Annotated in this window: 38 protein-coding genes and 1 tRNA gene; 30 read left to right on the forward strand and 9 right to left on the reverse strand. The window is 59.7% G+C overall.

The genetic code is table 11. The features are described 5' to 3' along the window. Position 1: 1 nt before the first annotated feature. The 3 genes from rbsK (at position 2) to ACSSU5_RS20625 (ending at position 2398) form a co-directional block, all read left to right on the forward strand. A complete protein-coding gene (rbsK, locus tag ACSSU5_RS20615) occupies positions 2–910 on the forward strand; it encodes a ribokinase (RefSeq protein ID WP_264313830.1) in 909 nt (302 codons plus the stop codon). Beyond that, the gene (rbsD, locus tag ACSSU5_RS20620) at positions 907–1305 is read left to right on the forward strand and encodes a D-ribose pyranase (RefSeq protein WP_492559664.1); all 399 of its coding nucleotides are present in this window, start codon (positions 907–909) and stop codon (positions 1303–1305) included. Before rbsK ends, rbsD begins: the two co-directional genes overlap by 4 nt. Positions 1306–1390: 85 nt before the next feature. Next, positions 1391–2398 (forward strand): nucleoside hydrolase, encoded by a 1008-nt coding sequence (locus ACSSU5_RS20625; protein WP_492559665.1) that lies wholly within the window; start codon positions 1391–1393, stop codon positions 2396–2398. Here the strand turns inward: ACSSU5_RS20625 and ACSSU5_RS20630 are convergent. Continuing rightward, positions 2370–2582 carry a hypothetical protein gene (locus tag ACSSU5_RS20630; protein WP_264313827.1) on the reverse strand — a complete coding sequence of 71 codons (213 nt, stop codon included), beginning with the start codon at positions 2580–2582 and terminating at the stop codon, positions 2370–2372. The genes ACSSU5_RS20625 and ACSSU5_RS20630 overlap by 29 nt on opposite strands. Before the next feature lie 285 nt (positions 2583–2867). On the opposite strand from ACSSU5_RS20630, the gene ACSSU5_RS20635 reads away from it, so the two are divergent. Next, on the forward strand, positions 2868–3185 hold the full coding sequence (locus ACSSU5_RS20635) for an I78 family peptidase inhibitor (RefSeq protein ID WP_264313826.1): 318 nt from the start codon (positions 2868–2870) through the stop codon (positions 3183–3185). A gap of 61 nt (positions 3186–3246) precedes the next feature. Here the strand turns inward: ACSSU5_RS20635 and ACSSU5_RS20640 are convergent, their stop codons facing one another. Both ACSSU5_RS20640 and ACSSU5_RS20645 read right to left on the reverse strand, forming a co-directional pair. Next, the gene (locus ACSSU5_RS20640) at positions 3247–3459 is read right to left on the reverse strand and encodes a cold-shock protein (RefSeq protein ID WP_264313825.1); all 213 of its coding nucleotides are present in this window, start codon (positions 3457–3459) and stop codon (positions 3247–3249) included. A 161-nt stretch (positions 3460–3620) separates the two neighbouring features. Further along, positions 3621–3923, reverse strand: a complete 303-nt coding sequence (locus ACSSU5_RS20645) for a hypothetical protein (protein WP_492559666.1) — start codon at positions 3921–3923, stop codon at positions 3621–3623. A gap of 334 nt (positions 3924–4257) precedes the next feature. Between ACSSU5_RS20645 and thrS the strand changes: the two genes are divergently transcribed. The 9 genes from thrS (at position 4258) to ACSSU5_RS20690 (ending at position 11730) form a co-directional block, all read left to right on the forward strand. Beyond that, a complete protein-coding gene (thrS, locus tag ACSSU5_RS20650; protein WP_264313823.1) occupies positions 4258–6180 on the forward strand; it encodes a threonine--tRNA ligase in 1923 nt (640 codons plus the stop codon). Further along, complete coding sequence (gene infC / locus ACSSU5_RS20655) at positions 6180–6731, forward strand: translation initiation factor IF-3 (protein WP_264313822.1); 552 nt, start codon at positions 6180–6182, stop codon at positions 6729–6731. Before thrS ends, infC begins: the two co-directional genes overlap by 1 nt. Before the next feature lie 60 nt (positions 6732–6791). Then, on the forward strand, positions 6792–6986 hold the full coding sequence (gene rpmI, locus ACSSU5_RS20660; RefSeq protein ID WP_028696462.1) for a 50S ribosomal protein L35: 195 nt from the start codon (positions 6792–6794) through the stop codon (positions 6984–6986). Between the two features lie 28 nt (positions 6987–7014). Next, positions 7015–7371, forward strand: coding sequence for a 50S ribosomal protein L20 (rplT, locus tag ACSSU5_RS20665; protein ID WP_009394046.1), 357 nt, complete (start codon positions 7015–7017; stop codon positions 7369–7371). 109 nt (positions 7372–7480) lie between these two features. Next, positions 7481–8497 (forward strand): phenylalanine--tRNA ligase subunit alpha, encoded by a 1017-nt coding sequence (gene pheS, locus ACSSU5_RS20670; RefSeq protein ID WP_264313821.1) that lies wholly within the window; start codon positions 7481–7483, stop codon positions 8495–8497. Positions 8498–8528: 31 nt separating this feature from the next. Then, the gene (pheT, locus tag ACSSU5_RS20675; RefSeq protein WP_492559667.1) at positions 8529–10910 is read left to right on the forward strand and encodes a phenylalanine--tRNA ligase subunit beta; all 2382 of its coding nucleotides are present in this window, start codon (positions 8529–8531) and stop codon (positions 10908–10910) included. Positions 10911–10914: 4 nt separating this feature from the next. After that, positions 10915–11217: an integration host factor subunit alpha gene (gene ihfA / locus ACSSU5_RS20680; RefSeq protein ID WP_003250679.1), complete on the forward strand. Its 303-nt coding sequence runs from the start codon at positions 10915–10917 to the stop codon at positions 11215–11217. Then, a complete protein-coding gene (locus tag ACSSU5_RS20685) occupies positions 11198–11554 on the forward strand; it encodes a MerR family transcriptional regulator (protein ID WP_008100384.1) in 357 nt (118 codons plus the stop codon). Before ihfA ends, ACSSU5_RS20685 begins: the two co-directional genes overlap by 20 nt. 99 nt (positions 11555–11653) lie before the next feature. Next, positions 11654–11730 (forward strand) — tRNA-Pro (locus tag ACSSU5_RS20690). A gap of 79 nt (positions 11731–11809) precedes the next feature. Here the strand turns inward: ACSSU5_RS20690 and ACSSU5_RS20695 are convergent. From ACSSU5_RS20695 to ACSSU5_RS20705, 3 genes are all read right to left on the reverse strand, one after another. Further along, complete coding sequence (locus ACSSU5_RS20695) at positions 11810–12991, reverse strand: tyrosine-type recombinase/integrase (protein ID WP_492559668.1); 1182 nt, start codon at positions 12989–12991, stop codon at positions 11810–11812. Between the two features lie 303 nt (positions 12992–13294). Then, entirely contained in the window at positions 13295–13471 is a 177-nt protein-coding gene (locus ACSSU5_RS20700) for a hypothetical protein (protein ID WP_492559669.1), read from the reverse strand. After that, positions 13468–13701 (reverse strand): hypothetical protein, encoded by a 234-nt coding sequence (locus ACSSU5_RS20705; protein WP_492559670.1) that lies wholly within the window; start codon positions 13699–13701, stop codon positions 13468–13470. Before ACSSU5_RS20705 ends, ACSSU5_RS20700 begins: the two co-directional genes overlap by 4 nt. A 49-nt stretch (positions 13702–13750) precedes the next feature. Between ACSSU5_RS20705 and ACSSU5_RS20710 the strand changes: the two genes are divergently transcribed. The 11 genes from ACSSU5_RS20710 to ACSSU5_RS20760 all read left to right on the forward strand — a co-directional run bounded on the left by ACSSU5_RS20710 (position 13751) and on the right by ACSSU5_RS20760 (position 19897). Further along, complete coding sequence (locus tag ACSSU5_RS20710) at positions 13751–13993, forward strand: hypothetical protein (protein WP_492559671.1); 243 nt, start codon at positions 13751–13753, stop codon at positions 13991–13993. A gap of 65 nt (positions 13994–14058) precedes the next feature. Then, the gene (locus tag ACSSU5_RS20715) at positions 14059–15213 is read left to right on the forward strand and encodes a major capsid protein (protein WP_492559672.1); all 1155 of its coding nucleotides are present in this window, start codon (positions 14059–14061) and stop codon (positions 15211–15213) included. Between the two features lie 59 nt (positions 15214–15272). After that, positions 15273–15617: a HeH/LEM domain-containing protein gene (locus ACSSU5_RS20720; RefSeq protein WP_492559673.1), complete on the forward strand. Its 345-nt coding sequence runs from the start codon at positions 15273–15275 to the stop codon at positions 15615–15617. Further along, a complete protein-coding gene (locus ACSSU5_RS20725; protein WP_492559674.1) occupies positions 15617–15988 on the forward strand; it encodes a hypothetical protein in 372 nt (123 codons plus the stop codon). The genes ACSSU5_RS20720 and ACSSU5_RS20725 overlap by 1 nt, the downstream gene beginning before the upstream one ends. Position 15989: 1 nt before the next feature. Next, positions 15990–16376, forward strand: coding sequence for a glutamate 5-kinase (locus ACSSU5_RS20730; RefSeq protein ID WP_492559675.1), 387 nt, complete (start codon positions 15990–15992; stop codon positions 16374–16376). Further along, positions 16376–16795: an HK97 gp10 family phage protein gene (locus tag ACSSU5_RS20735; RefSeq protein ID WP_492559676.1), complete on the forward strand. Its 420-nt coding sequence runs from the start codon at positions 16376–16378 to the stop codon at positions 16793–16795. The genes ACSSU5_RS20730 and ACSSU5_RS20735 overlap by 1 nt, the downstream gene beginning before the upstream one ends. Beyond that, positions 16792–17205, forward strand: coding sequence for a hypothetical protein (locus ACSSU5_RS20740; RefSeq protein ID WP_492559677.1), 414 nt, complete (start codon positions 16792–16794; stop codon positions 17203–17205). Before ACSSU5_RS20735 ends, ACSSU5_RS20740 begins: the two co-directional genes overlap by 4 nt. Before the next feature lie 121 nt (positions 17206–17326). Beyond that, entirely contained in the window at positions 17327–17848 is a 522-nt protein-coding gene (locus ACSSU5_RS20745; protein WP_492559678.1) for a KilA-N domain-containing protein, read from the forward strand. 66 nt (positions 17849–17914) lie between these two features. After that, a complete protein-coding gene (locus tag ACSSU5_RS20750; protein ID WP_492559679.1) occupies positions 17915–19078 on the forward strand; it encodes a phage tail tube protein in 1164 nt (387 codons plus the stop codon). A 76-nt stretch (positions 19079–19154) separates the two neighbouring features. Further along, complete coding sequence (locus tag ACSSU5_RS20755) at positions 19155–19628, forward strand: phage-derived protein YdaY family protein (protein ID WP_492559680.1); 474 nt, start codon at positions 19155–19157, stop codon at positions 19626–19628. Positions 19629–19675: 47 nt separating this feature from the next. Beyond that, on the forward strand, positions 19676–19897 hold the full coding sequence (locus tag ACSSU5_RS20760; RefSeq protein ID WP_492559681.1) for a hypothetical protein: 222 nt from the start codon (positions 19676–19678) through the stop codon (positions 19895–19897). Positions 19898–20074: 177 nt separating this feature from the next. Here the strand turns inward: ACSSU5_RS20760 and ACSSU5_RS20765 are convergent, their stop codons facing one another. Next, positions 20075–20566 carry a hypothetical protein gene (locus ACSSU5_RS20765; protein WP_492559682.1) on the reverse strand — a complete coding sequence of 164 codons (492 nt, stop codon included), beginning with the start codon at positions 20564–20566 and terminating at the stop codon, positions 20075–20077. A 24-nt stretch (positions 20567–20590) separates the two neighbouring features. Here ACSSU5_RS20765 and ACSSU5_RS20770 point away from each other — a divergent pair, with 24 nt between their 5' ends. Both ACSSU5_RS20770 and ACSSU5_RS20775 read left to right on the forward strand, forming a co-directional pair. After that, entirely contained in the window at positions 20591–20908 is a 318-nt protein-coding gene (locus ACSSU5_RS20770) for a hypothetical protein (protein ID WP_492559683.1), read from the forward strand. A 119-nt stretch (positions 20909–21027) separates the two neighbouring features. Next, positions 21028–21198 carry a hypothetical protein gene (locus ACSSU5_RS20775; protein ID WP_492559684.1) on the forward strand — a complete coding sequence of 57 codons (171 nt, stop codon included), beginning with the start codon at positions 21028–21030 and terminating at the stop codon, positions 21196–21198. A gap of 138 nt (positions 21199–21336) precedes the next feature. Here the strand turns inward: ACSSU5_RS20775 and ACSSU5_RS20780 are convergent, their stop codons facing one another. Further along, positions 21337–21624: a hypothetical protein gene (locus ACSSU5_RS20780; protein ID WP_492559685.1), complete on the reverse strand. Its 288-nt coding sequence runs from the start codon at positions 21622–21624 to the stop codon at positions 21337–21339. A gap of 212 nt (positions 21625–21836) precedes the next feature. Beyond that, positions 21837–22244, reverse strand: coding sequence for a helix-turn-helix domain-containing protein (locus ACSSU5_RS20785; protein ID WP_492559686.1), 408 nt, complete (start codon positions 22242–22244; stop codon positions 21837–21839). Between the two features lie 32 nt (positions 22245–22276). On the opposite strand from ACSSU5_RS20785, the gene ACSSU5_RS20790 reads away from it, so the two are divergent. From ACSSU5_RS20790 to ACSSU5_RS20805, 4 genes are all read left to right on the forward strand, one after another. Beyond that, complete coding sequence (locus tag ACSSU5_RS20790; protein WP_492559687.1) at positions 22277–22525, forward strand: Arc family DNA-binding protein; 249 nt, start codon at positions 22277–22279, stop codon at positions 22523–22525. Then, entirely contained in the window at positions 22503–23348 is an 846-nt protein-coding gene (locus ACSSU5_RS20795) for a BRO-N domain-containing protein (protein WP_492559688.1), read from the forward strand. The genes ACSSU5_RS20790 and ACSSU5_RS20795 overlap by 23 nt, the downstream gene beginning before the upstream one ends. Beyond that, complete coding sequence (locus ACSSU5_RS20800) at positions 23345–24151, forward strand: KilA-N domain-containing protein (protein ID WP_492559689.1); 807 nt, start codon at positions 23345–23347, stop codon at positions 24149–24151. Before ACSSU5_RS20795 ends, ACSSU5_RS20800 begins: the two co-directional genes overlap by 4 nt. Before the next feature lie 93 nt (positions 24152–24244). Continuing rightward, complete coding sequence (locus ACSSU5_RS20805; RefSeq protein WP_492559690.1) at positions 24245–24559, forward strand: hypothetical protein; 315 nt, start codon at positions 24245–24247, stop codon at positions 24557–24559. Positions 24560–24601: the final 42 nt, after the last annotated feature.

Here is a 24601-nt window from a genome sequence, read left to right on the forward strand (position 1 = left end):
CATGCATGCCAAGGTAGTGGTGGTCGGTAGCCTAAACATGGACCTCGTTGCCCGCGCCCAGCGCTTGCCACGGGCCGGCGAAACCCTGCCGGGTGAGGCGTTTTTCACCGTGCCCGGTGGCAAGGGCGCCAACCAGGCGGTGGCGGTGGCACGGCTGGGCGGCAGTGTGGCGATGATCGGCAACATCGGGGATGACGCCTACGGCCAGCAACTGCGCAAGGCGCTGGAGCGCGAAGGCGTCGATTGCCAGGCGGTGAGCGTGTGCCAAGGGGTTTGTAGCGGTGTGGCGCTGATCACCGTCGATGCCGCCAGCCAGAACTGCATTGTCATCATCCCTGGCGGCAATGGCCTGCTGACGCCGCAGTCGGTGCAGCGCTTCGACAAGTTGCTGCAGGCGGCCGACGTCATCATCTGCCAGCTGGAAGTGCCGGCCGAGACGGTGGCCTGGGCCTTGGCCAGAGGGCGCGAACTGGGCAAGTGCGTGATCCTCAACCCGGCGCCCGCCACAGGCCCGTTGCCAGCTGCCTGGTTCGCCCATATCGATTACCTGACCCCCAATGAAAGCGAGGCCGAAGCACTGACCGGTATCGCCGTCAGCGACCAGGGCAGTGCGCTTCGCGCCGGTGAGCGGCTGCTGCAACTGGGGGCCGGCAAGGTGATCATCACCCTCGGCGCTCAAGGCGCCTTGCGGGTGACCCCGCAGGGCCATCAGCACTTCCCTGCGCCCAAGGTGCAGCCGCTGGACACCACGGCCGCAGGCGACACGTTCATTGGTGGTTTTGCAGCGGCCCTGGTGCGGGGCCTGGAAGAGGGTGAGGCGATCGCCTTCGGCCAGCGCGCTGCAGCATTGTCGGTCACCCGCGCTGGGGCGCAACCGTCAATTCCCTACCTCTCGGAGCTGCAGCCATGAAGAAGACCGCGCTGCTCAATATCGCCTTGTCACGAACCATCGCCGGGTTGGGGCATGGCGACATCCTGGTGATCGGCGATGCCGGGCTGCCGGTGCCGCCTGGCGTCGAGTTGATCGACCTGGCGTTGACCCCGGGCATACCGGATTTTGCCAGCGTGCTGCGGGTGGTGCTGAGCGAGATGCAGGTGGAGCGGCATGTGCTGGCCGAGGAAATGCAAAAAGTGGTGCCGCCCGGGCTGGTCGAGATCGAACGTTTGCGCGGTAAGCTGGGCAAGCGGGAATGGCTGAGTCATGACAATTTCAAAGTGCTGTCGCGCAGTGCGCGTGCCGTGGTGCGCACGGGGGAGTGCCAGCCGTACAGCAACATTGCGTTGATCTCAGGCGTTACGTTCTGATCGCATTCGCGGGCCTGATGCAACCCGCTCCCACAGGATGTGCGGTGCTACAGCGGTATCTAAGCCCAGGCAACAGGAGTGCCCCATGCTCAAACCCCTGCTACAAGGACTCACCCTCATGGCTGCAGCTGCCACCACCACCCTCCAGGCCGCCCCGCATGACCTGATCATCGACACCGACCCCGGTGCCGACGACGTGGTCGCGCTGTTCCTGGCCATGGCCTCGCCCGAGGAGCTGAACATCCGCGCCATCACCACTGTGGCAGGCAACGTGCGCCTCGATAAAACGTCGCGCAACGCCCGCCTGGCCCGCGAATGGGCTGGCCGCGAAGACATCCCGGTGTACGCCGGTGCAGGGCGGCCATTGGTGCGCGCGCCCATCTATGCTGCCGACGTCCATGGCGAAGAAGGCCTGACCGGCGTCCCGGTGCATGAGCCGAAAAAGCCGCTGGCCCAAGGCAATGCCGTGCAGTACCTGGTCGATACCCTCGGTGCCGCCAAGCCCAACAGCATCACCATCGCCATGCTCGGCCCGCAGACCAACTTGGCCCTGGCGTTAATTCAGCGCCCAGAAATCGCCAAAGGTATCAAGGAGGTGGTGGTCATGGGCGGTGCCCACTTCAATGGCGGCAACATCACGCCCGCAGCAGAATTTAACCTGTACGCCGACCCGCATGCCGCCGAGGTGGTGTTGGCCAGTGGCGTGCCGCTGACCTACCTGCCGCTGGATGTCACCCACAAACTACTCACCAGCGAGGCACGCCTGAAGCAGATCGCGGCGGTGAACAACCAGGCCAGCCAGCGTGTCGTGGACATTCTCAATGCCTACATCACCCACGACATGGACCTGTATGGCATGCCAGGTGGCCCGGTACATGACGCCAGCGTCATCGCCTATCTGCTCAAGCCCGAGCTGTTCACTGGCCGGCGTATTCACATGGGCGTCGACAGCCGCGAAGGCCCGACCTTCGGTCAGACCATCGCCGACTGGTACGGCGTGCTCAAGCAGCCCGCCAATGTGATGTGGGTGGGGGAGGGGGACGCCCAGGGTTTCTTCGACTTGCTCAGCGCGCGCCTGGCTCGATTGCAATAGCCGTGTGCGGTGCGAAGCGTTCGAACACCTGGTCGATGAAGCTGCGCGCCGCTTCACTGCCGCGATCGCGCACCAGCAGGTCGATCGCAATCAGTAGCAACTCTTCCGGTGTGCTGGGGCTGTAGGCGCTCTGGCCCTCGGCCCATTTGACCTTGATATCGGCGTCGATGCTGTGGCTGCTCATGAACGGTCTCACTGGGGGCTGGGGCGGAGGGGCGAACACCGGATCCTAGTGTTCGATGGGCGCACGGCGCGCCCACTTTTTGCAGTAAGTCATGCCTTTGCGTCAATGACTCTGCGGCTTAAGGATAAAAAGCTTTGCGCGGCAAACCAAGTCTCTTGTGCAAAATCCAGTCACGATTGCCTTTCGCCTCCTAGGCCCCGTTCAGGCAGACTTGTGCGGTTTTGCAACAAACTATGCGTGTAGCTGTCGGATCAGACAGTGCCCAGATCGATTTTAGGAGGATTCATGTTCCGTACCCGTGCTTACCTGGCGACCCTGGCGGTGGCTGCTGTCCTGGCTGGTTGCAGTACAGGCGGCAATTCCGCCGGCAGTGCACCTGGCGCGTCGGCAGGCAACGACGGTCGCTGTGAAGCCAGCGGCGCTGATTTCGCCATCGGCAAGCCGGGCAGTGCAGACCTGCTGGAGCAGGCGCGCAAGGCCAGTGGCTCGCAGATGGCACGTATCCTCAAGCCGCACGATGTGGTGACCCTTGAGTACCGCTCCGAGCGCCTCAACCTGAATGTGGACGAGCAGGGTGTGGTTACCCGCGTCAACTGCGGCTAAGCCTGCGTAAAGCCCATAAAAAAACCCGCCACAAGGGCGGGTTTTTTTACAGCTGTCCGAATTACTCCGGACGAACCTGTGCAGCCTGCATGCCTTTCTGGCCTTTTTCGGCCACGAAGGAAACAGTCTGGCCTTCTTTCAGGCTCTTGAAGCCGTCAGATTCGATGGCCTTGAAGTGTACGAACAGGTCGTCGCCGCCGCTTTGTGGGGTGATGAAACCGTAGCCTTTTTCATCATTGAACCATTTGACGGTGCCTTGTTGGCGATTGGACATGGGTGAATCTCCAGAACATTTAATTTTTCAGTGGTGCGATGTTGCCGAGGCTACGACGCACCGGCCACATCATAGTCTAATTCTGCGCATCTAGCGCCTTTTACCTTCGCAGGATGTTGATCCAGCGCAAACAATGGGTGGCGAATCCCGGCTTTATGGTTTCAGCCTTTCATGCACGCTTGCTGCACGACCTTTTGTGCCTTCTGCATCAGCGCGGCATCGACGCCGTCCTTGCTGTCCAGGTCCTTGATCTGCTCATCGCTGAAGTTCTTTTCGATGGCCGTTGCGCCGCAGGTGCAGTGCTGCTGCGCCGACTTGGCGTCCAGACCCTGGCCGGTGGCGGCCTCGATACACTGGCTCATGTACGTTTGTTTGGCGCCCGCCGGGAATGACCCCGCGTTGGCCGCAATCGGTAGCAGCAGGGCGCCAGCAACGCTCAGGGCCAGAAGAGACGGAAATCTCATAACCAGACACTCCTTGGTTTAGGTCTCATCAAGAGTAGGATGCTTCCCAAGGTCTGATAGGGATTTTTCTGAGTTAGTTCACCCTGGTGGCGTAATTTCCAAATATTTCTGCATAGCGCCCAACCCCGCGTGCTAGCATGCTCGGCTTGTAGCTGACAATGCGCAGCTCGCAGCTTTTTTACCTTCCAGTCACTCTGGTTCGCCCCTGGTAAGCCGAAAGGCTTCTGCCACTGTGAGGCAGGCTTTCTCTTGAGAAAGACAGCGCGGATCTTGTACTGGCTCATCCCAACCCACGTGACCTTTGGTAGGGGTCACCACTAGGAGAGGAGGCGCCATGCCCACTATTACTCTTCCCGATGGCAGTCAACGCTCGTTTGATCACGCCGTATCCGTAGCCGAAGTCGCAGCCTCCATTGGTGCGGGCCTGGCCAAGGCCACCCTGGCCGGCAAGGTCGACGGCAAGCTGGTCGACGCCTGCGACCTGATCACTCACGACGCCACCCTGCAGATCATCACCCCTAAAGATGAAGAGGGACTGGAGATCATCCGTCACTCGTGCGCCCACCTGATTGGCCACGCAGTGAAACAGCTGTACCCGACCGCCAAAATGGTGATCGGCCCGGTGATCGACGAAGGCTTCTATTACGACATCGCCTATGAGCGCCCCTTCACCCCAGAAGACATGGCCGCCATCGAAAAGCGCATGCTGCAGCTGATCGAGAAGGACTACGACGTCGTCAAAAAGATGACCCCGCGCGCCGAAGTCATCGACGTATTCAAGACCCGTGGCGAAGACTACAAGCTGCGCCTGGTCGAAGAGATGCCGGATGAACAGGCCATGGGCCTGTACTACCACGAAGAATACGTCGACATGTGCCGCGGTCCGCACGTGCCGAATACGCGCTTCCTCAAGGCATTCAAGCTGACCAAGCTGTCCGGTGCCTACTGGCGCGGCGATGCCAAGAACGAGCAGCTGCAACGGGTCTATGGCACCGCCTGGGCCGACAAGAAGCAGCTGGCCGCCTATATCCAGCGCATCGAAGAAGCCGAAAAACGCGACCACCGCAAGATCGGCAAGCAGCTCGACCTCTTCCACTTGCAGGAAGAAGCCCCGGGCATGGTGTTCTGGCACCCGGACGGCTGGACCGTCTATCAGGTGCTTGAGCAGTACATGCGCAAGGTCCAGCGCGACAACAACTACCTCGAGATCAAAACCCCGCAGGTTGTTGACCGTATTCTCTGGGAACGCTCCGGCCACTGGTCCAACTACGCCGAGAACATGTTCACCACGTCCTCGGAAAACCGTGACTACGCGGTCAAGCCGATGAACTGCCCGTGCCACGTGCAGGTGTTCAACCAGGGCCTGAAGTCGTACCGCGACCTGCCGATGCGTCTGGCCGAGTTCGGTGCCTGCCACCGTAACGAGCCGTCTGGCGCCCTGCACGGCATCATGCGTGTGCGTGGCTTCACTCAGGATGACGCGCACATCTTCTGCACCGAAGATCAGGTGAAAAAAGAGGCTGCCGACTTCATCAAGCTGACTCTGGACGTCTACAAGGACTTCGGTTTCAGCGACATCGCCATGAAGCTGTCGACCCGTCCGGCCAAGCGTGTGGGCTCTGAAGAGCTGTGGGATCGCGCCGAAGGTGCGTTGGCCGACGCTCTGAACGAGTCGGGCCTGGAGTGGGAATACCAGCCGGGTGAGGGCGCGTTCTACGGTCCGAAGATCGAATTCACCCTGCGCGACTGCCTCGGCCGTAACTGGCAGTGTGGTACCCTGCAGTACGATCCGAACCTGCCAGAGCGCCTGGATGCCAGCTACATCGCCGAAGATAACAGCCGTAAGCGCCCGGTAATGCTGCACCGCGCCATCCTCGGTTCGTTCGAACGCTTCATCGGCATGCTCATCGAGCATTACGCTGGCGTGTTCCCGGCATGGCTCGCGCCGACCCAGGCGGTGATCATGAACATCACCGACAAACAGGCCGATTTTGCCCTTGAGGTTGAGAAATCTCTGAACGGTAGTGGTTTCCGTGCCAAGTCGGACTTGAGAAATGAGAAGATCGGCTTTAAAATCCGCGAGCATACTTTGCTCAAGGTCCCGTACCTTTTGGTTATAGGGGATCGCGAAGTCGAAACGCAAACCGTCGCTGTGCGTACTCGCGAAGGCGCAGACCTGGGCTCCATGCCCGTCGCCCAATTCGCTGAGCTTCTGACACAAGCGGTTTCCCGGCGTGGTCGCCAAGAATCGGAGTAATGACTATTAAGCGTGATATGAGAAACGATAAACGTGCTGCACCGAAGGCCCCGATCAACGAGAATATCTCGGCTCAAGAGGTTCGGTTAATCGGTGCTGACGGTGAGCAGCTGGGCATCGTCTCGATCCACGAAGCGCTTCGTATCGCTGAAGAAGCGAAGCTGGATCTGGTAGAAATTTCTGCCGACGCCGTACCACCTGTCTGCAAGGTCCTCGACTACGGCAAAAGCCTCTTCGAGAAGAAAAAGCAGCAGGCTGCAGCGAAGAAGAACCAGAAGATCATCCAGATCAAAGAAATCAAGTTTCGTCCAGGGACGGAGGATGGGGATTACCAGGTAAAACTACGCAACCTGGTACGTTTCCTTACCGATGGGGACAAGGCCAAGATCTCTCTGAGATTCCGTGGTCGTGAGATGGCCCACCAGGAGCTGGGCATGGAGCTGTTGAAGCGGGTCGAAGCTGACCTCGCCGAATACGGCACCGTTGAGCAGCATCCTAAGATGGAAGGACGCCAGCTTATGATGGTCATCGCCCCCAAGAAAAAGAAGTAATCTCCCGGGCACGGCAGGCCTGATGATTATGTGTAATTTTATCGAATGCGGAGTTCCAACATGCCAAAAATGAAAACCAAGAGCGGTGCTGCGAAGCGTTTCCTGAAAACGGCTACCGGCTTCAAGCACAAGCACGCTTTCAAGAGCCACATCCTGACCAAAATGTCGACCAAGCGTAAGCGTCAACTGCGTGGTAGCAGCATGCTGCACCCGTCTGACGTCGCGAAAGTCGCGCGCATGCTGCGCGTTCGTTAATTCTGGTCAAAGATAGAGGAAGTTACTCATGGCTCGTGTAAAGCGCGGCGTTATCGCTCGTAAGCGTCACAAAAAAATTCTGAAACTGGCTAAAGGCTACTACGGTGCACGCTCGCGCGTATTCCGCGTTGCCAAGCAGGCTGTCATCAAGGCAGGCCAATACGCCTACCGCGACCGTCGCCAGAAAAAACGTCAGTTCCGCGCACTGTGGATCGCTCGTATCAACGCCGGTGCACGCAACAACGGTCTGTCTTACAGCCGTCTGATTGCTGGCCTGAAAAAGGCGTCGATCGAAATCGACCGTAAGGTTCTGGCCGATCTGGCAGTGAACGAAAAAGCGGCGTTTGCTGCGATTGTCGAGAAAGCTAAAGCCGTTCTGGCTTAAGTACCCGCGACAATCACCCGGCGGCGCGTGCGCCGTCGGGCATTGAACGTCATCGATAGGGGAAGAGCCTTCAAAGCTCTTCCCCTATTTTCGTATCTGGAGTCTGTACATGGAAAACCTGGATGCGCTGGTCTCCCAAGCCCTTGAGGCCGTAGAGCGCGCTGAAGACATCAATGCCCTGGAACAGATCCGGGTTCAATATCTCGGCAAGAAAGGCGAGCTGACCCAGGTGATGAAGACCCTGGGCAACCTGCCAGCCGAAGAGCGGCCGAAAGTCGGCGCGCTGATCAACGACGCCAAGGAACGCGTCACCGAGGTGCTCAACGCACGCAAGGCCGCCTATGAAGAAGCCGAGCTCAGCGCTCGCCTGGCTGCCGAATGCATTGACGTGACCCTGCCAGGCCGTGGCCAGACCACCGGTGGTCTGCACCCGATCACCCGTACACTTGAGCGCATCGAGCAGTTCTTCACCCACATCGGCTACGGCATCGCCGAAGGCCCAGAGGTCGAAGACGACTACCACAACTTCGAAGCGCTCAACATCCCCGGCCACCACCCGGCCCGGGCGATGCACGACACCTTCTATTTCAATGCCAACATGCTGCTGCGCACTCACACCTCGCCGGTGCAGGTGCGGACCATGGAGTCCACCCAGCCGCCCATTCGCATTGTCTGCCCAGGCCGCGTCTACCGCTGCGACTCGGATATCACCCACTCGCCGATGTTCCACCAGGTCGAAGGCCTGCTGATCGATCGCGATATCAACTTCGCCGACCTCAAGGGCACCATCGAAGAATTCCTGCGCGTCTTCTTCGAAAAAGAACTGGCCGTGCGCTTCCGCCCGTCGTTCTTCCCCTTCACTGAGCCGTCCGCCGAAGTCGACATCCAGTGCGTGATGTGTTCCGGCAAGGGCTGCCGCGTCTGCAAGCAGACCGGTTGGCTCGAAGTCATGGGCTGCGGCATGGTCCACCCGAACGTGCTGCGCATGTCCGGCATCGACCCTGAAGAGTTCCAGGGCTTCGCCTTCGGCATGGGCGCCGAGCGCCTGGCCATGCTGCGCTATGGCGTCAACGATTTGCGTCTGTTCTTCGACAACGACCTGCGGTTCTTAGCCCAATTCCGCTAGGCCCAATCGACGCAACTTCTAGGAGAACAGCATGAAATTCAGTGAACAGTGGCTGCGCGGTTGGGTAAACCCGCAAGTCTCCCGTGACGAACTGGTCGCCCGCCTGTCCATGGCCGGCCTCGAAGTCGACAGCGTGACCCCCGCTGCCGGCCAGTTCAGCGGCATCGTCGTGGGCGAAATCCTCGCCACCGAGCAACACCCGGACGCCGACAAGTTGCGCGTCTGCCAGGTCAGCAACGGCCAGGAAGCCTTCCAGGTGGTCTGCGGCGCCCCCAATGCGCGCCCGGGTATCAGGATCCCGTTCGCCATGATCGGCGCCGAACTGTCGGACGACTTCAAGATCAAGAAAGCCAAGCTGCGCGGCGTCGAGTCGTTCGGCATGCTGTGCTCGGCTGCCGAGCTGCAGATCAGCGAAGAGAACGACGGCCTGCTGGAGCTGGCGGCTGACGCCCCGGTTGGCGAAGACATTCGCCAGTACCTGAGCCTTGACGACGCCAGCATCGAGATCGGCCTGACCCCGAACCGCGGTGACTGCTTGTCCCTGGCCGGCCTGGCCCGCGACGTCAGCGCCCTGTACAACGTACCGGTCACCCGCCCAGTCGTCCCGGCTGTACCGCCTGCCCACGACGAAGTGCGCCCGGTCGAGGTTTCTGCCCCGGCTGCCTGCCCACGCTACCTGGGCCGCGTCATCCGCAACGTCGACCTGTCCAAGCCGACCCCGTTGTGGATGGTTGAACGCCTGCGCCGCAGTGACGTGCGCAGCATCGACGCCGCCGTCGACATCACGAACTACGTGATGCTCGAACTCGGCCAGCCGATGCACGCCTTCGACCTCGCCGAAATCAACGGTGGCATCCGCGTACGCATGGCCGAAGAGGGCGAAAAACTCGTCCTGCTCGACGGCCAGGAAGTCGCCCTGCGCGCCGACACCTTGGTCATCGCCGACCACACCCGCGCCCTGGCCATTGCTGGCGTCATGGGTGGCGAGCACAGCGGCGTCAACACCGAAAAAACCCGCGACCTGTTCCTCGAAAGCGCCTTCTTCGAGCCAATCTCGGTCGCTGGCAAGGCCCGTTCCTATGGCCTGCACACCGATGCCTCGCACCGCTACGAGCGCGGCGTCGACTCGCAGCTGGCCCGCGAAGCCATGGAGCGCGCCACTGCGCTGCTGCTGGAAATCGTCGGCGGCGAAGCCGGCCCGATCATCGAAGCCGTCAGCGAACAGCACCTGCCGAACGTCGCCCCGGTAACCCTGCGCGCCGAACGCATCACCCAGATGCTCGGCATGGAGCTGGAAGCCGCCCAGGTGGAGCAACTGCTCAACGCCCTGGAGCTGACCACCACGGCAAACGGGGCAGGGCAGTGGACCGTCAACGTCCCGAGCCACCGCTTCGACATCAGCCTGGAAGTCGACCTGATCGAAGAACTGGCCCGCCTGTACGGCTACAACAACTTGCCGGTCCGCTACCCACAGGCGCGCCTCGCGCCCCAGGGCAAGCCGGAAACCCGCGGTGACCTGCCGAACCTGCGCCGCCTGCTGGTCGCCCGCGGCTACCAGGAAGCCATTACCTACAGCTTCATCGACCCGAAGCTGTTCGAACTGTTCACCCCTGGCGTCGAGCCACTGCTGCTGGCCAACCCGATCTCCAGCGACATGGCCGCCATGCGCGCGTCCCTGTGGCCGGGCCTGGTCAAGGCACTGCAGCACAACCTCAACCGCCAGCAAGACCGCGTACGCCTGTTCGAAAGCGGCCTGCGCTTCGTCGGCCAGCTCGGTAACCTTGAGCAGCAACCGATGATCGCCGGCGTCGTTACCGGCAGCCGCCTGCCAGAAGGCTGGGCGAACGGCCGCGACGGCATCGACTTCTTCGATGTAAAAGCCGACGTTGAAGCCCTGCTGGGCTACTCCGGCGCCCTGAGCGACTTCACCTTCAGCGCCGGTAAACACCCCGCGCTGCACCCCGGCCAGACCGCCCTCATCGAGCGCGACGGCAAGCCAGTCGGCCACCTTGGCGCCATCCACCCCGAGCTTGCCAAAGCCCTGGGCCTGGACCGCCCGGTGTTCCTGTTCGAGCTGGTGTTGGGTGACGTGGTCGAAGGCCGCCTGCCGAAGTTCAGCGAACTGTCCAAGTTCCCAGAAACCCGTCGTGACCTGGCTTTGATTGCAGGACGTGATGTAGCTTCTAACGCGGTGCTTGAATTAATTCGTGACAATGCAGGCGAATGGCTTACAGACCTCAGGCTGTTTGATGTCTACCAAGGTAAAGGCATTGATCCTGATAGAAAAAGCCTGGCCGTCGGCTTGACCTGGCAGCATCCATCGCGCACTCTTAACGACGATGAGGTGAACGTAACCCTGCAAAATATCCTCACCTCGCTCGAACAAAGGTTGAACACCACGTTAAGGAAATAACGGCATGGGTGCTCTGACGAAAGCTGAGATGGCCGAAAGGCTGTACGAGGAGCTGGGGCTTAACAAGCGTGAGGCCAAGGAGTTGGTCGAGCTGTTTTTCGAAGAAATTCGGCACGCACTTGAAGAGAACGAGCAGGTCAAGCTGTCCGGTTTCGGCAACTTCGACCTTCGCGACAAACGCCAGCGGCCGGGCCGCAACCCCAAGACAGGGGAAGAGATCCCGATCACCGCTCGCCGCGTCGTCACCTTTCGTCCAGGGCAGAAGTTGAAGGCCCGGGTTGAGGCCTATGCTGGAACCAAGCCATAACGACGAACTGCCCCCCATACCGGGCAAACGCTACTTCACCATTGGTGAAGTGAGCGAGCTTTGTGCGGTAAAGCCGCACGTGCTGCGGTATTGGGAGCAGGAGTTCCCTCAGTTGAACCCCGTGAAGCGGCGGGGGAATCGGCGGTATTACCAGCGCCAGGACGTGCTGATGATCCGCCAGATTCGGGCGCTGCTTTATGACCAAGGGTTCACCATTGGCGGGGCGCGGTTGCGGCTCTCCAGTGATGAGGTGAAGGATGAGTCAAGCCAGTACAAGCAGCTGATTCGGCAGATGATTGTTGAGTTGGAAGATGTGTTAGTGGTGTTGAAGAAGTGATTTGCTCTGACGGATGGAAAATTTTTGAGAAAAAGCTTCCATTTATCAAAAGGTTAGGGTAGATTCTTCATCGTTCTCAGCGGTATCGAGAATTAGAGTCGGGGCGTAGCGCAGCCCGGTAGCGCACTTGCATGGGGTGCAAGGGGTCGAGTGTTCGAATCACTCCGTCCCGACCAATAATCCCAATGGGAAAGGCCAATGTTCAGAGCATTGGCCTTTTTCATTTGCGTGACTTTTGCGTGACTTCTCCGTTTTTCATGCCTTCCTCCTGGTCAGCATCGTGAGTACCGGTCCGCGCGAATCGGTTGCGGACACCTTGTTGGCTGCCTCGATCAGTTGTCCGATCTCTGCGCCAGAGTAGTGACTGGTGATGCTGCCGTTCTTGTGTCCGAGCAGCGCCTTTCGATCTTCCTCCGAAACACCTGCAGCCTTCAGTCGCCGGCCGAACGTGTGTTTGAGATCGTGCACACGGAACGATGCGAACCCGTCGTGCGCCGGCCTCAGGTTCTTCTCCTGCCAAACCTTGGCCGCCCTGGCCCTGGCCTTCTTCCATGCCGAGTCGTTCATTCGATGCATCGGCGTCTCATCGTGGTACGGGAATACCCATTCCTTGCTGATCCCGCGCTGTCGGTTGACGATCAACCTGGCCACGCTATTCAGCACCACCAGCCTCTCGTCGCCATTCTTGACCCCGGACTTCTCCGTCCGACCGCCGAAGTCGGCGGGGATCAGGAAAACGCTGGCGTCGATCTCGGGCACATGAATCTCCCAGTCCCAGCGAAGCTTGCAAACCTCCTGCTCCCGGCAGCCCGTGTTCACCTTGAACAGGGCCATCTTGTGCAGGTGGTCAGGCAGTTCCGCAAACAGCGCAGCCTGCTCTTCCCATGACATCGGGTAGGGCTTCCGTGCTGACCGTTTCTCCTCCAGCATCGAGATCATCGGCACGTTGTCCAGCCACGGCCTCTGCTCGGAGTCCCGCCACTTCCTGGCGCACAAGTTCAGAACCCTGACCACTCGCTGCAAGGCGATGTTGATAGTCCTGTTCGATGCGCCCGGCTTGATCTTCCCGGTTTTCCTCTTCCCTGGCATCTTCCGGTCCTTGATGTACTGAGCCAGCGTCCCGTCATCAACGTGGCTGACGGGAAGATGGCCGATGTACGGATCAAGCTGCTCCAGATAGGTGGCGGTCAGCCAGATCGATGGCTGGTCGGAAAAATCCACCAGGTACTTCGTGGCGGCCTCCCGCCACAACCTGACCTGCTTGACGCCGTAGATCTTCCGCTGCCGTAACTGCTCCAGCCGGAATATCAGGTAGCGCTCCGCTTCTTCCCTTTCGCGAGCGCCAGTGCTTTCGTAAAGTCGCTCACCGTTGACCTTCTTGTCGATGTGCCAGATTCCGTTCCTCTGCGAGAGGCCCGTGATGGTTTTTCGCGCCATGTATTTCCTCCAACCTGGCGCTCGCTGCAGGGGGATTCTGTTCCCTTGGCGCCTTGTTTCGCAATTGCTGTGGTCAGGATGTAGTCAGTTGCCCAGGCGTCGAGCTCATGCCGGTCAAAGCCGATGCCGCGCTCACCGATGGGGAACTCGCTGACGTAGGGCCTGACAGTTTTGTTGAACTCGGCGCGGCTCATGCCGAGGTAGGCGGGGGCCTTACCGGCGCGGAGAATGCGCGGCAGGGCAGGCGCGAGCTGTGCCGCGCTGGCTGCTGTCATGTGGTGATCTCCAGGCTAGGCGGCCAGATCAGGCCGTGAATTTGTGCCCGACCTTCGCCGCCCGGGCGGCTTCCTCGGTGCGGAACATGAGCTCAGTTTTGCCTGGGCGGCCTTCCGATTCGTACTCGGCCGACACCCACCAGGCGCCGAACTTACGGTACGGCTCGCCGAGGATCTTCGTGACGTAGCAGTCGATCAGGTTCATGGATGGTCGCCTCCCTCAACGATGGAGTGCTCGACGGTGCGCGACTGTGGATCGGCATCACCCAGGAACACCATGTTCAGCGCAGTTTCCTGCAGATGGCCCACCTCATCGGTGCCTTCCTCGTCCTCGGACAGCACGGGCAGGGCCTGGTGGCGGATCATGTCGATACTCAGGCCCTCGGGTATCACGAACCTGGTGGTGATGGTGGTTTTGACGGTGATCAATGGCATAGGCGTGGTCTCCACGCCGCCAGTGGCGGAAGGTTGGTGGTTAGGCTCGATGCAGACGGATCAAGGCGCGGGCATGCTCAAGCGAAGCAACATGCTCTTCCTCTGCACCTATCTGCCCGTTGGCATCTGGCGTGGTGACGGTGACCAGGTGCTCAAGAGCCGCCACCAGTTCATCCCGCTGTTGGCCCTCGGCCCGGCCGATATCCCAGAACTGCTGGCCCCAATGGCCTTCTGGCGGATGGTTGTTGTTCTGCTTGCCCATGGCCAGGGCGCCGACGATCAGATCGCATAGGGGTCGGCGCTTGGGTCGGATGACCCGTCTTCACAAACCCAAACGCCGATCCTTAGGAGATCCAAATGGCTAACACCCTTACTGGCCTGATTCCAACCATCTACAACGCGCTCGATGTCGTGTCGCGTGAGCTGGTTGGCTTCATCCCGGCCGTGTCCTCGGACATGACTTTCGCCCGCGCTGCCGTCGGCCAGACCGTTACCTCTCCGGTAACCAATGGCGCGACCGCTACCGACATCACCCCGGCCGTTACCCCGCCAAACGACGGTGACCAGAACATCGGCGCCGTGTCGATGACCATCAACAAGGCCCGCCGCGTGCCGATCCGCTGGAACGGCGAGGAAAAGCTGGGCTTGGACAACAACGGCGCCTCGTTCAATGTCATCCTGCGCGACCAGATGGCTCAGGGCATGCGCACCCTGGTCAACGAAGTCGAGTCCGACCTGGCCGCAGTGGCCATCAACGCCTCCCGCGCCTACGGCACTGCTGGTACCACCCCGTTCGCCAGCAACCTGGCGGACAGCGCTCAACTGCGCCGAATCCTGTCGGACAACGGTGCCCCGCTGGGCGATCTGCAGATGGTGATCGACACCTCCGCCGGCGCGAACATGCGGACCCTGACCCAACTGTCGAAGGCGAACGAAGCCAACGACGACAGCCTGCTGCGCCGCGGCGTGCTGCTGGATGTGCACGGCTTCGCTATCCGCGAGTCGGCCCAGGTCAAGACCCCGATCATCGGCAGCGCTGCCGCTGCGACCACCAACACTGCCGGCTACGCCGTAGGTGCGACCGCCATCGTGCTGGCCTCGGCCGGTACCGGTGGTGTTCTGGCGGGCGACATCATCACCTTCGCCGGCGATAGCAACAAATACGTCGTCGCTGCCGGCGATGCTGACGTGTCCAACGGTGGCACCATCATCCTGGCCGCTCCGGGCCTGCGCAAAGCCATCCCGGCCGCAGCCACAGCGCTGACCGTCGTATCCGCCAGCACCCGTAGCGCTGCATTCGCCCGCTCGGCGATCGCACTGGCTACCCGTGCGCCGGCTCTGCCACCGCAAGGTGACTCGGCTATCGACCGCATGTTGGTCACTGACGCTGTCAGCGGCCTGACCTTCGAGGTGGCGATGTACGCCCAGTACCGCCAGATGCAGTACGAAGTGTCGTTGGCTTGGGGCACCAAGGCGGTCAAGTCCGAGCACATCGCCAGCCTGCTGGGCTGATTCCATCACCGGTGGAGGCCGGCGCTGTGTGCGCTGGCCCGAATCTCCAGGAGAAGTTCATGAGCAACAAGACGCTGAAAGTGAAGCCGTGGGGCGATGGTCAGGGCGATTTCGTTGTGATCAACGAGGCTGACTTTGATCCGGAGCTCCATGAGCTGCTGGGCGAGGCCGAGAAGCCAGGCAAGGCCCCGGGTATCGACGATATCCGTGCCGCGCTGACCGCCCGAAACATCCAGTTCGACGCCAAGGCCAAGAAGCCAGAGCTGCAGAAGCTGCTCGATGACGCGACCGCGGCTGACGAGTTGATTGCCAAGCTGAAAGCGGCTCTGACCGAGAAAGGCGTTCAGTTCGCCGACGGCGCCACCCTGGAAGACCTCCAGAAGCTGCTGGGCGAGGCCGAGTAATGACCAACTACATCACCGTCGAGCAGGTAGACGCCCTGCTTGGGCCGTCCTGGGCGCCCGCCGACCAGAAGGCCCGGGCGGTGCTGATGGCCAACACCTGGCTTACCAATCTCGGCCTGCCTGAGTTCGATCCGGTTCCGGATGACGTGATTCAGGCAGGCGCCGAGATCGCCCGAGAGGCTGCGGCTGGCAACATCTACGGCCGCAAGGAAACCGGCGTGCTGAGCAAGTCGGTCGATGCTGACGGCGTGTCCAGCAGCAAGACCTACTCGGAATCATCCCGCACCATCAGCGCGGGTGAGTCGTTCGCCCTGGCTTTGCTGGCGCATTACCTGAACGGCAGCGGCCAGACCAAGATCGTGAGGGGCTGACATGGGACTTCGCAAGGAATTGCAGGCCGACCTGGCCGAGGCGTTCGATACAGACCTGGCTGATGCGGTAGTGGGCTTCACGGGCGAGTATATGGGGCCTGGCGACTGGGATCCGGTCGAGGAGGTCAGCACGGCGCAGCCAGTGATGTACACGGGTCGTGGCGTTCTGTCTCGCTACGAAGACCGGCGGATCGACAACATCAATATTCTCGTCGGCGATATGCGCCTTACGGCACTAGCCAACGAGGTAACCGACATCCCAGCCATTGGGCACAAGATCACCGCTCCCGACCTAATGGACCGCACCAAGCAGCTGACATACGAGGTCAAGACAGCTCGATCCGATGCAGCCTCGGCAACCTATCGGCTCCAGCTGCGGAGGTCGTGATGACCGGTTGGTCCCTGTCGCCCGTGTTGTTCGCTGATCAGATCGAAGAAGACCTGGTGGAGATGCAGCGAGGCATCGTCATCGAGCTGATTGAAGAGATAACGGTCCGAGCGCCTATCGACAGCGGCAACTACATGGCCAACAACATCGTGTCGATTGGCGCCGAGGACTACAGCGTCAACACCAGGCTGGACATCCTCGGGACTGAGACCCGAAGCGCGGCCCGTGCTGCCCTGACAGATTTGAAACCTTTCAGCACGGTCTTCGTGCAGAACAACAGCGTGTACGGCGAGATCATCGAGTTCGGCGGCTATCCGAGCGGCCCGAGCGTCAAGATCACGCCTGATGGCTACAGCCGCATGGCACCCAAAGGCGTGTACGGGATTTCCTTCATCGCCGTCACCGAGAAGTTGATATGACCGTACCCTTCCAGACAGTCCGCAAGACGCTCACGGCGCGCATGAAGGCATTCACTGGCATCGAGCAGTCGCGGATTGAGTATGCGAACGGCGAACAGCCGGGTGGTGGTGTATTCAAACCGCCAGCAACCGGTGTCTGGTGCGCCTTCGAGATCCAGTACGCCACCGCCGGGTTTGCAGGGATGGCGGACAAGCCGCACTACCGCAGGCCTGGACAGGTGGTGATTCAGTGCTTCTGCCGCAGATCCACTGGTCTGTCGGACATCAACAAGCTGGCCGACGGCCTTTCTGATCACTTCCAGTCCTGGCAGGACGGCCATATTGAGTGCCTTGAGGCATCCCCGCATGTGGTGGGCGACTTCGAGAGCTACTACCAAATCAACGTGAACGTCCGGTTCCGCGCCGGCTGACCAATTTCTGCCGCAAGGCAACCAAACACGCAGCCTAGGCCCGTACAGCCGAACGGTGGATGTTCGTTCATCCGTCCGCCCCGGCTGCGTTTCTATTCGCCTGATGAACGAGGTGTCACAGATGATCGAGAGCAACGTCATTCCGTTTCACTACCAAGGCCAGGCAGTTCGCTTCAAGGGCGACGGCTGGATCAATGCAACCGATGTAGCCAAGCGGTTCGCCAAGCGGCCAGCGCACTGGCTGGAGCTACCCAGCACCAAGAGCTACATGAACGCACTCAGGAAGCATCTGGGCGCTGGGTTTGATGTCGGAAAATCCGACCTCAAGCTTGTCGAGTCCTCCAAAGTGCGTGGTAAGGCGGGCACCTGGCTCCATCCAAAGCTGGCTGTAGCGTTCGCCCGCTGGCTCGATGATGACTTCGCTGTCTGGTGCGACTTGCACATTGACGCCCTGCTGCGCGGCGAGCTGAACGAGAAGCAGCAATTTGACCGCGCCTGCCGTGTTCTTGATGACGCGAAGGCTGTTGCAAGCCTGAGCGGTCGTGAACTGGCCCGCTGGCGTAACAAGAAGCCAGGCCTTGAGCACCAGGTCGAATACTGGCGTGACCAGTTGCAAATGACCCTAGGCTTCGAAGCTGCCTGAGGTTACCAATCTAGAAGCCCCCGCCGCGAGCGGGTTTTTTTATGCCCGCAGAAAGGAGACATTCACATGTCGTCTGGCGCACGAGTCACCAGCTACCTGATTCCCGAGATCACCCCGGGCGTCACCCCAACCACCGGCGCCTGGGACACCCTGCGCCTGACCAGCAACACTCTGTCGCCGACCGTGAACACCCAGGTCAGCGATGAAATCACCGACTCCCGCATCAGCCAGGGCTCGGTTGTGTCCAGTGCCGACATTCAGGGCGATCTGGTGGGTGAGCTCTCTTATGGGGCCTTCGACAAGCTGTTGGAGGCCGCCTTTTACGGCACCTGGGCCAGCAACGTCCTGACCGTAGGCAGCACTCGCCGCACCTTCACCGTCGCGAAGAACTTCAACGACGTGAACGTCTACACCCTGTTCAAGGGCATGCACGCTTCGGTCTTTGCCTTGGATATCCCGTCCGACGGCAAGATCACGGCCACTTTCACCATGGCCGGCCTGGACTACGCCGACGGCGACACCAACACCGTCGCGACCATCACCCCGCCGACGACCACTCCCTTCATGTCGAACCAGAACGTGGGCAGCATCACGGTGGATGGGCAGAGCTTGGAAGGTGCTGCATGTGTGTCGGCCCTCACCGTGAATCTGGACAACAGTCTGCAGGCCCAGCGCTGCATCGGTAGCGGCAAGCTCGGCCCAGGTGCGCAGATCGCCACCGAGGCGGCCATCACCGGCACCATCACCCTGGCCTGGTCGCCGCGGGCATGGCAGATCTGGAAGAACACCTTCACCCGGAAAACCATCGCGGTCGCTTTCCCGATCACCGACAACCTCGGCAACCGCTACGACCTGTCGTTCCCGGCGCTGGAGGTCGATGGCGACCTGCCGAACGGCGGCAAGCGTGATCTGATCGAGGTCACGCTGAATTACACCGTCGCCAAGCAGGCCCCGACCATCACCCGGGTGCCATTCGTTCCGGTCACCAGTGTTTCGGTAACGCCGACCACCGCCTCGATCGCCGTGGCAGCGACTCGCCAACTGACCGCATCTGCGCTGCCATCTGGCGCCGCCCAGAACGTCACCTGGAGCAGCTCGGCGCCTTCGATCGCCACGGTCAACTCGTCCGGCCTGGTCACCGGCGTTGCTGCAGGATCGGCAGTCATCACCGCCACCAGCGTGTCGGACCCGACCAAGACCGCAACCTCGGCGATCACGGTCACCGCATAACTCGCATCACCTTTGGCCACTCCGGGTAAACGCCGCCCGGAGCGGCCCTTTTTATGGCGTGGCGTGAGGAATTCACATGGCTCTCAAGCTGAAAAAGGTCGACTCCAGCAAGAACGCAGAGGCGCGCTGGGAGAAGTTCGACGACGAAACCCAGATCCAACTGATGCCGCTGGATAACCAGCAGTATCAGATCGCCCTGGAGCGCATGCGCCGCCGCCTGGCGCGCAACGACGCTCAGTTTGGTCAAGACGCGGTCGGCGTGATCGAAGGCGAGAAGACCGAGCACGATAACCACTGCCTGCTGTTGGCCTCGTTCATCGTTCAGGACTGGCAGGGCGCCCAGGACGAGAACGGCAATCCGCTTGCCTACAGCGAGAACATCTGCGCCGAGATGCTGCGCGGCGATTCCGACTTCTTCTACTTCGTTCTGCGCCGCGCCGCGGCCATCGCCGCCGACAACCGGGCGGAGCAGGACGAGATCAAGGGAAAGCTGTCGCCCGCTTCGAATGGGAGCGGGAATGGGGCCAGCGAACCGCAAAGCGAAGCCTGATCTACCAGAAGCTGCGCATCGCGGTACCGGATGAGCCGGAACTGGATGTGATCACCGGCAGCCTGCTGAACGCGTTCCGAAATGCGGCGCGCGGCCGGCGCTACCTGGTTGGCGCAGCAGCAGTGCAGCCGCTGAGACTATCTGCGCGGGAGATCACCGACTGGCTTGAGGTGCACCCGTTGCCATTGCCGAGGCGTCTCGTCGATGAAGTGATGTTCGCCCTGGACGAGGTTGCGTTGACCGAGGGCGACGAGGAGTGCGCTGAATGAAGATCAGCCAGCAAGACATGACAGCTGTATTTGTCGCAGGCCGACGCGAACAGGAGTCGACGGAATGCTACCTGAGCTTTGTTGGCCGCACAGATCCACTACTGTATCTGGATCTGTGGGCGAGCTCCGGGAAGCAGGTCGGTTTCGTTGAGCTTCGCTATGTGGCCAATGACTCGACTAACCCACGAGGGACTGCAGGAACGTACGAAGTAGTGGACCTGCTGCCGGCAGGTTTTCCATGCCCAGGTCCAGTAGTTTCTCTGTCAGGCGTTTTGTGGCCTCGGCGGGCAATCCTCGGATAACGGAGCGGATAGAGGTTTTCTCCTCCTCAGCGAGGTCGGATGCTGCGATCTTGGCTTCGATAAGGCCCTTAATTGTGTCCTCATGCAGCTTGATCGTTACCACGCCCAGTATGGCGCTGAGTCCGCCGTCGTCAGCGAGGAAGTCCATGCCGCGATGGTTGATCTTTGTCAGGAACGGTTCCGGTACGCTGGAGCCTATGCAACTGCTGAATTTCGCATCAACCAGTCCATGCTCGCTGAGGTAATGAATGTTGGCAGATGCCACGCTGGGTTCATGGAAAAGCAGATGCATGTTGTCGGCCTGCATAGGGTAAATCGCCTCAAGCCTCCTGAGAATCTCTAGCTGCAGCTCTCTATCCAGCTTCATATACCTTTCCTTGGTGATGGCTTGATGGGGCAACGCTACTACTGTGCCGGCATGGCCGGTTACTGGGTTTTTGTCCAGGGTGGATGGGTGGACAGGGGGGCGAGCCATTCTCCTTACAGTGGTCAGCAGAAGCAGCCAAATGCTATGGTGCCCATGCTTCATCAAGCAAATGAGAATGAGCAAATGGAAGAAGACGAAATGGTTGGCAGCCATGATGAGGCTGTACTGGACAAGCAAGCCAAAGAAGAACTGGAGGCTACTTTTCCAGGTGTTCCTCTTGATGAGCTAGACGACGATGACATTGCCCTCGGTCGAGGGCTTGCCAAGGACGTGTTGCGTTAGTTAAGTGCACGAAAGCCCAGCCCCGCGCTGGGCTTTTTGCGACTAGGGTGCAACCCGTGCGGTACATTCTTTCTGCATGGTATGCTCCACATGCTCAGTGGACCATGGGAGTAATGAGCATGAGCAGTTTTGATCAATCGCTGTTCGACTACTATTTGCAACAGAATGGCATATATCCGCCTTATCCGGATGATCTTGATCCAGGTCTTTTGGCTGCTGCGGATGCATACGCGCGTGGGTTGCCAGTTCCGGATCAAGACGTGCCTGATCCATTCGATGAGGATTTCTGACTGATACTGAAGGCGCCGTGAGGCGCCTTTTCTTTATCTAGCCATCTAAGCGCCTCTGTGCCACTGCTCGTGAAGCACGATAGGGGGAGAGAGTTAGGGGCGCAAAAAGCCCGGCGCTTGGCCGGGCTTGGGACCAGGTTACTTGAGTTTGGCTTTTAGCATTTGGAGCATGCTTGCCTTCGCTCGAGCGACAAACTCGTCTTCTGATTCGCCTTTTTTTGGCAAACCTAGCTCAGATTCGAGTTCGTTCAGGAAATCATCGCTTGTGATTAGGTCGGACGCATCGTCGGCAAATTGAGTCGCTTTGGACTTACCCAGCACCGATCCGAGCGTGGCAACTGTTGCGAGCCCCATCTCCGTTTTGGTGGTGACGGCTAGAGATTCAGACCCAGAGTTCGCGCGCATGATCTCGACTAACGATTTCATTGTGCAGCTCCCGAATTCGCTTTGTAGTACGCCCGAAATAGGTTCTCAAAGAGATCGGTGAAGGTTTTGCAGATGCTGTCTTTTTGTTGGTCGGATAGAGATGACCAGATTTGCCATAGCGAACTGAAAATTTTGACTAGTACGTCAAGCATGTGGAACTCCTTGTAGTGGTTGCAACCGATCGTCCGGTCCGCTCTTGGCCGGGCTTGGGGTTACTTTCTTGGGTCCTTGTGTCGCCGAGCCTCTATACCCTTCAGCACTCTTGCTGCGAACTCGGGATCCTCATCGAACTTCTTGATTCCCCACTCGAGAACCTCGGTCACCACTTCTTCGAAAGTCTTGCCGGTCTCCTCGGCCACTTGCCTGAGTTGGCCCGACACTTCAGGGGGGATGTCGAGAGTCAGCCTCTTGTCTTTTGGTTGCGGGCCGGCCAGCTCTTCCGTGGTGACGCCGAGTGCGCTCGCTAGTTTTCTCATCACCGTCTTTCTGGGCATCGCCAGGCCTGACTCATATCGGGATATTTGAGACGGTGAGACCTCAGCCGCCTCTCCCAGGTCTTGCTGGGTAAGGTTTAGCTGGCCTCTTAGGTGGATGAGCCTGTCTGCGAATTCTTGGGACATGTTGAGCCTCGTGAACATCCCTAGGAGTGTACATGAAACTCACAAAAAGCAAGAAATGTTTGACAAACTCATTAAACGCAATAAACTCACAAAACGCAAACAAGGAGGCGATCATGAGTCCCGAGAAGATCACGACTGCGGTAAGAATGATGTGCGAAATGCGCAAGAAGCTTGAGGAGCGCGCGGTGAACAACGGGCGAAGCCTGAGTGGAGAGATTGTGTTCCGACTCAGGAAATCGCTAGAGCAGGAGATGCAGGATGAGCAAAAACAGCGGGCATGAAAAAGCCCCGGTCGCGCCAACGGCCAGGGCTTTGGGAATCAACGCAGTCATCGATCAGGAAAACAACGTCATGAGCGATAATAGCACAAACGTAGTTCCGTTCAATTTTGGCGAGCAGCAGGTTCGCACCATGCTCATCGAAGGTGAGCCATGGTTCGTCGCTACCGACATTTCGGCAGCTCTTCAATACCGCGATTCGTCCAACATGTGCCGAAACCTCGACGACGACGAAAAGGGTACTCAAATTGTGAGTACCCTTGGCGGAGCGCAGGAAATGCTGGCTATCAACGAGTCTGGCCTGTACTCCGCGATCCTCCGCAGCCGAAAAGCCGAGGCCAAGCGCTTCAAGAAATGGGTGACTTCCGAAGTTCTGCCAGCCATCAGGAAGACCGGGGGCTACATCCATGAGCCAGCGATGCGTCCAGCCCTAACCAAGGAGCACTGGACTGTTATCAATCAAGAAATTGGCTCGATCACCTTTGGATGGGCTCTCAGCGAAGACTCCAAAAACTGGATTTACAACCGTATGCGGGTTGTTTTCCAAGTCGCGCGAGTCCAGGACGTTCCAGACGATCAATTCGATCTTGTCATGTTGATGCTTCGCGACATGCGTGAAGCGAAGTACCAGTTCATGTCGTTCGTGCTGGACGTTCGAGCGTGGGTCGAGAAAGAGGTTCTTGGCGCTGGGATGCCGTGGACTCCGACCATCAAATCAAAATTGTCGAGGCAGCTCCAACGCCAAGTCATTTTGCCTCCACGCGTAGACTGGATTGCTCTTGCTGGCCAGGTTTCACCAGTCACTTCTAAGGGGGCTTCGGCATGAGCGCGCTGATGATTGCAGGTATCGAGATTCACCAGGATCATGACGGCCGGTTCAGCCTCAACGACTTTCACCGGGCTGCCGGTGGCGAGCCGCGGCACAAGCCAAGCGAGTGGATGCGAGTTGGGCAGGCTCAGGAGCTTGCCGATGAAATCGCCAAAGCGGGAATTCCCGCTTTGAGGGTTGTGCGTGGTGGTAGCTCGCCGGGAACCTACGCATGCAAGGAACTGGTCTACGCCTACGCCATGTGGGTCAGCCCGACATTCAGCCTGCACGTAATTCGGACCTTCGACTCGGCGGCAGCGAACGATGCAGTTATCCCGCAGGAACGGCGTCTTCCAGTGGCGGCCGACAACTTTGACGCGGCCAAGCGAATCGCTGAAAGTCTTGGTCTCGAAGGAAATCAGGCCATCCTGAGCGCCAACAGCATGGTCCGCTCCGCCATCGGCATCGACTTGATGGAAATGGCCGGTGTGCAGCGACTGGTTAACGAAGCGCAAGAGCTGAATTACACACCGACCGAGCTTGGCGTGAAGTTTGGCATGAGCGCGGTCAGCATGAACAAGCTGCTTGCCCAGTGCGGGCTACAGCATCACGTCACCTACAAACCCGGCAAGAAACGCTGGGAGGTCACGCCGGAAGGCAAGGAGTTCGCCGTGATCACCGACACCGCCAAGAAGCACAGCGACGGCAAGCCTATTCAGCAGATCCTCTGGAAGGAGTCGGTGGCCAAGCCGTTGAAGCGCTTGGCTGAGAAGCTTCAGGCCGAAATGTCAGAGGTTGTCGCGCACGGCCTTTCGAGGTAACCGCTAGATCAAAGTCGAACCCCGCCAACGCGGGGTTTTGGCGCTTCCTCCCGATGGTGGTAGATTCCAGCCATCTAAAAAGGAGGGGAAGTTGTGAAAGGACGTATTTGTCTTGGCTTGGTGATTGCCATCGTCGGAGCCCCTATTGGGGCAAGCGCAGCGGATTTGACGCTGGATTGCGGGACTGAAGGAATTGTCACTGGAATCGACGGATTCAAAGTTGTGAAAATGCCAGATGGTCAAATAGTCAGAGGTGTTGGCGGCGAAACAAGAACTTTCCCTGATGGGGTGAGAATGTCGGCAGTTCCATACAGTGACGGATCAGTGCTTTACACCAAGGCATCAAAGCCAGTGGCTTTTTTCTTCCAAAAAGCAGGCGGCCCGATGGTCAAGTGTGAAATTCCATAACCACCACATGAACAACACGCCCGCCTCGGCGGGTTTTTTTAT

This window comes from Pseudomonas sp. E1MeOHC2 (assembly GCF_058745025.1).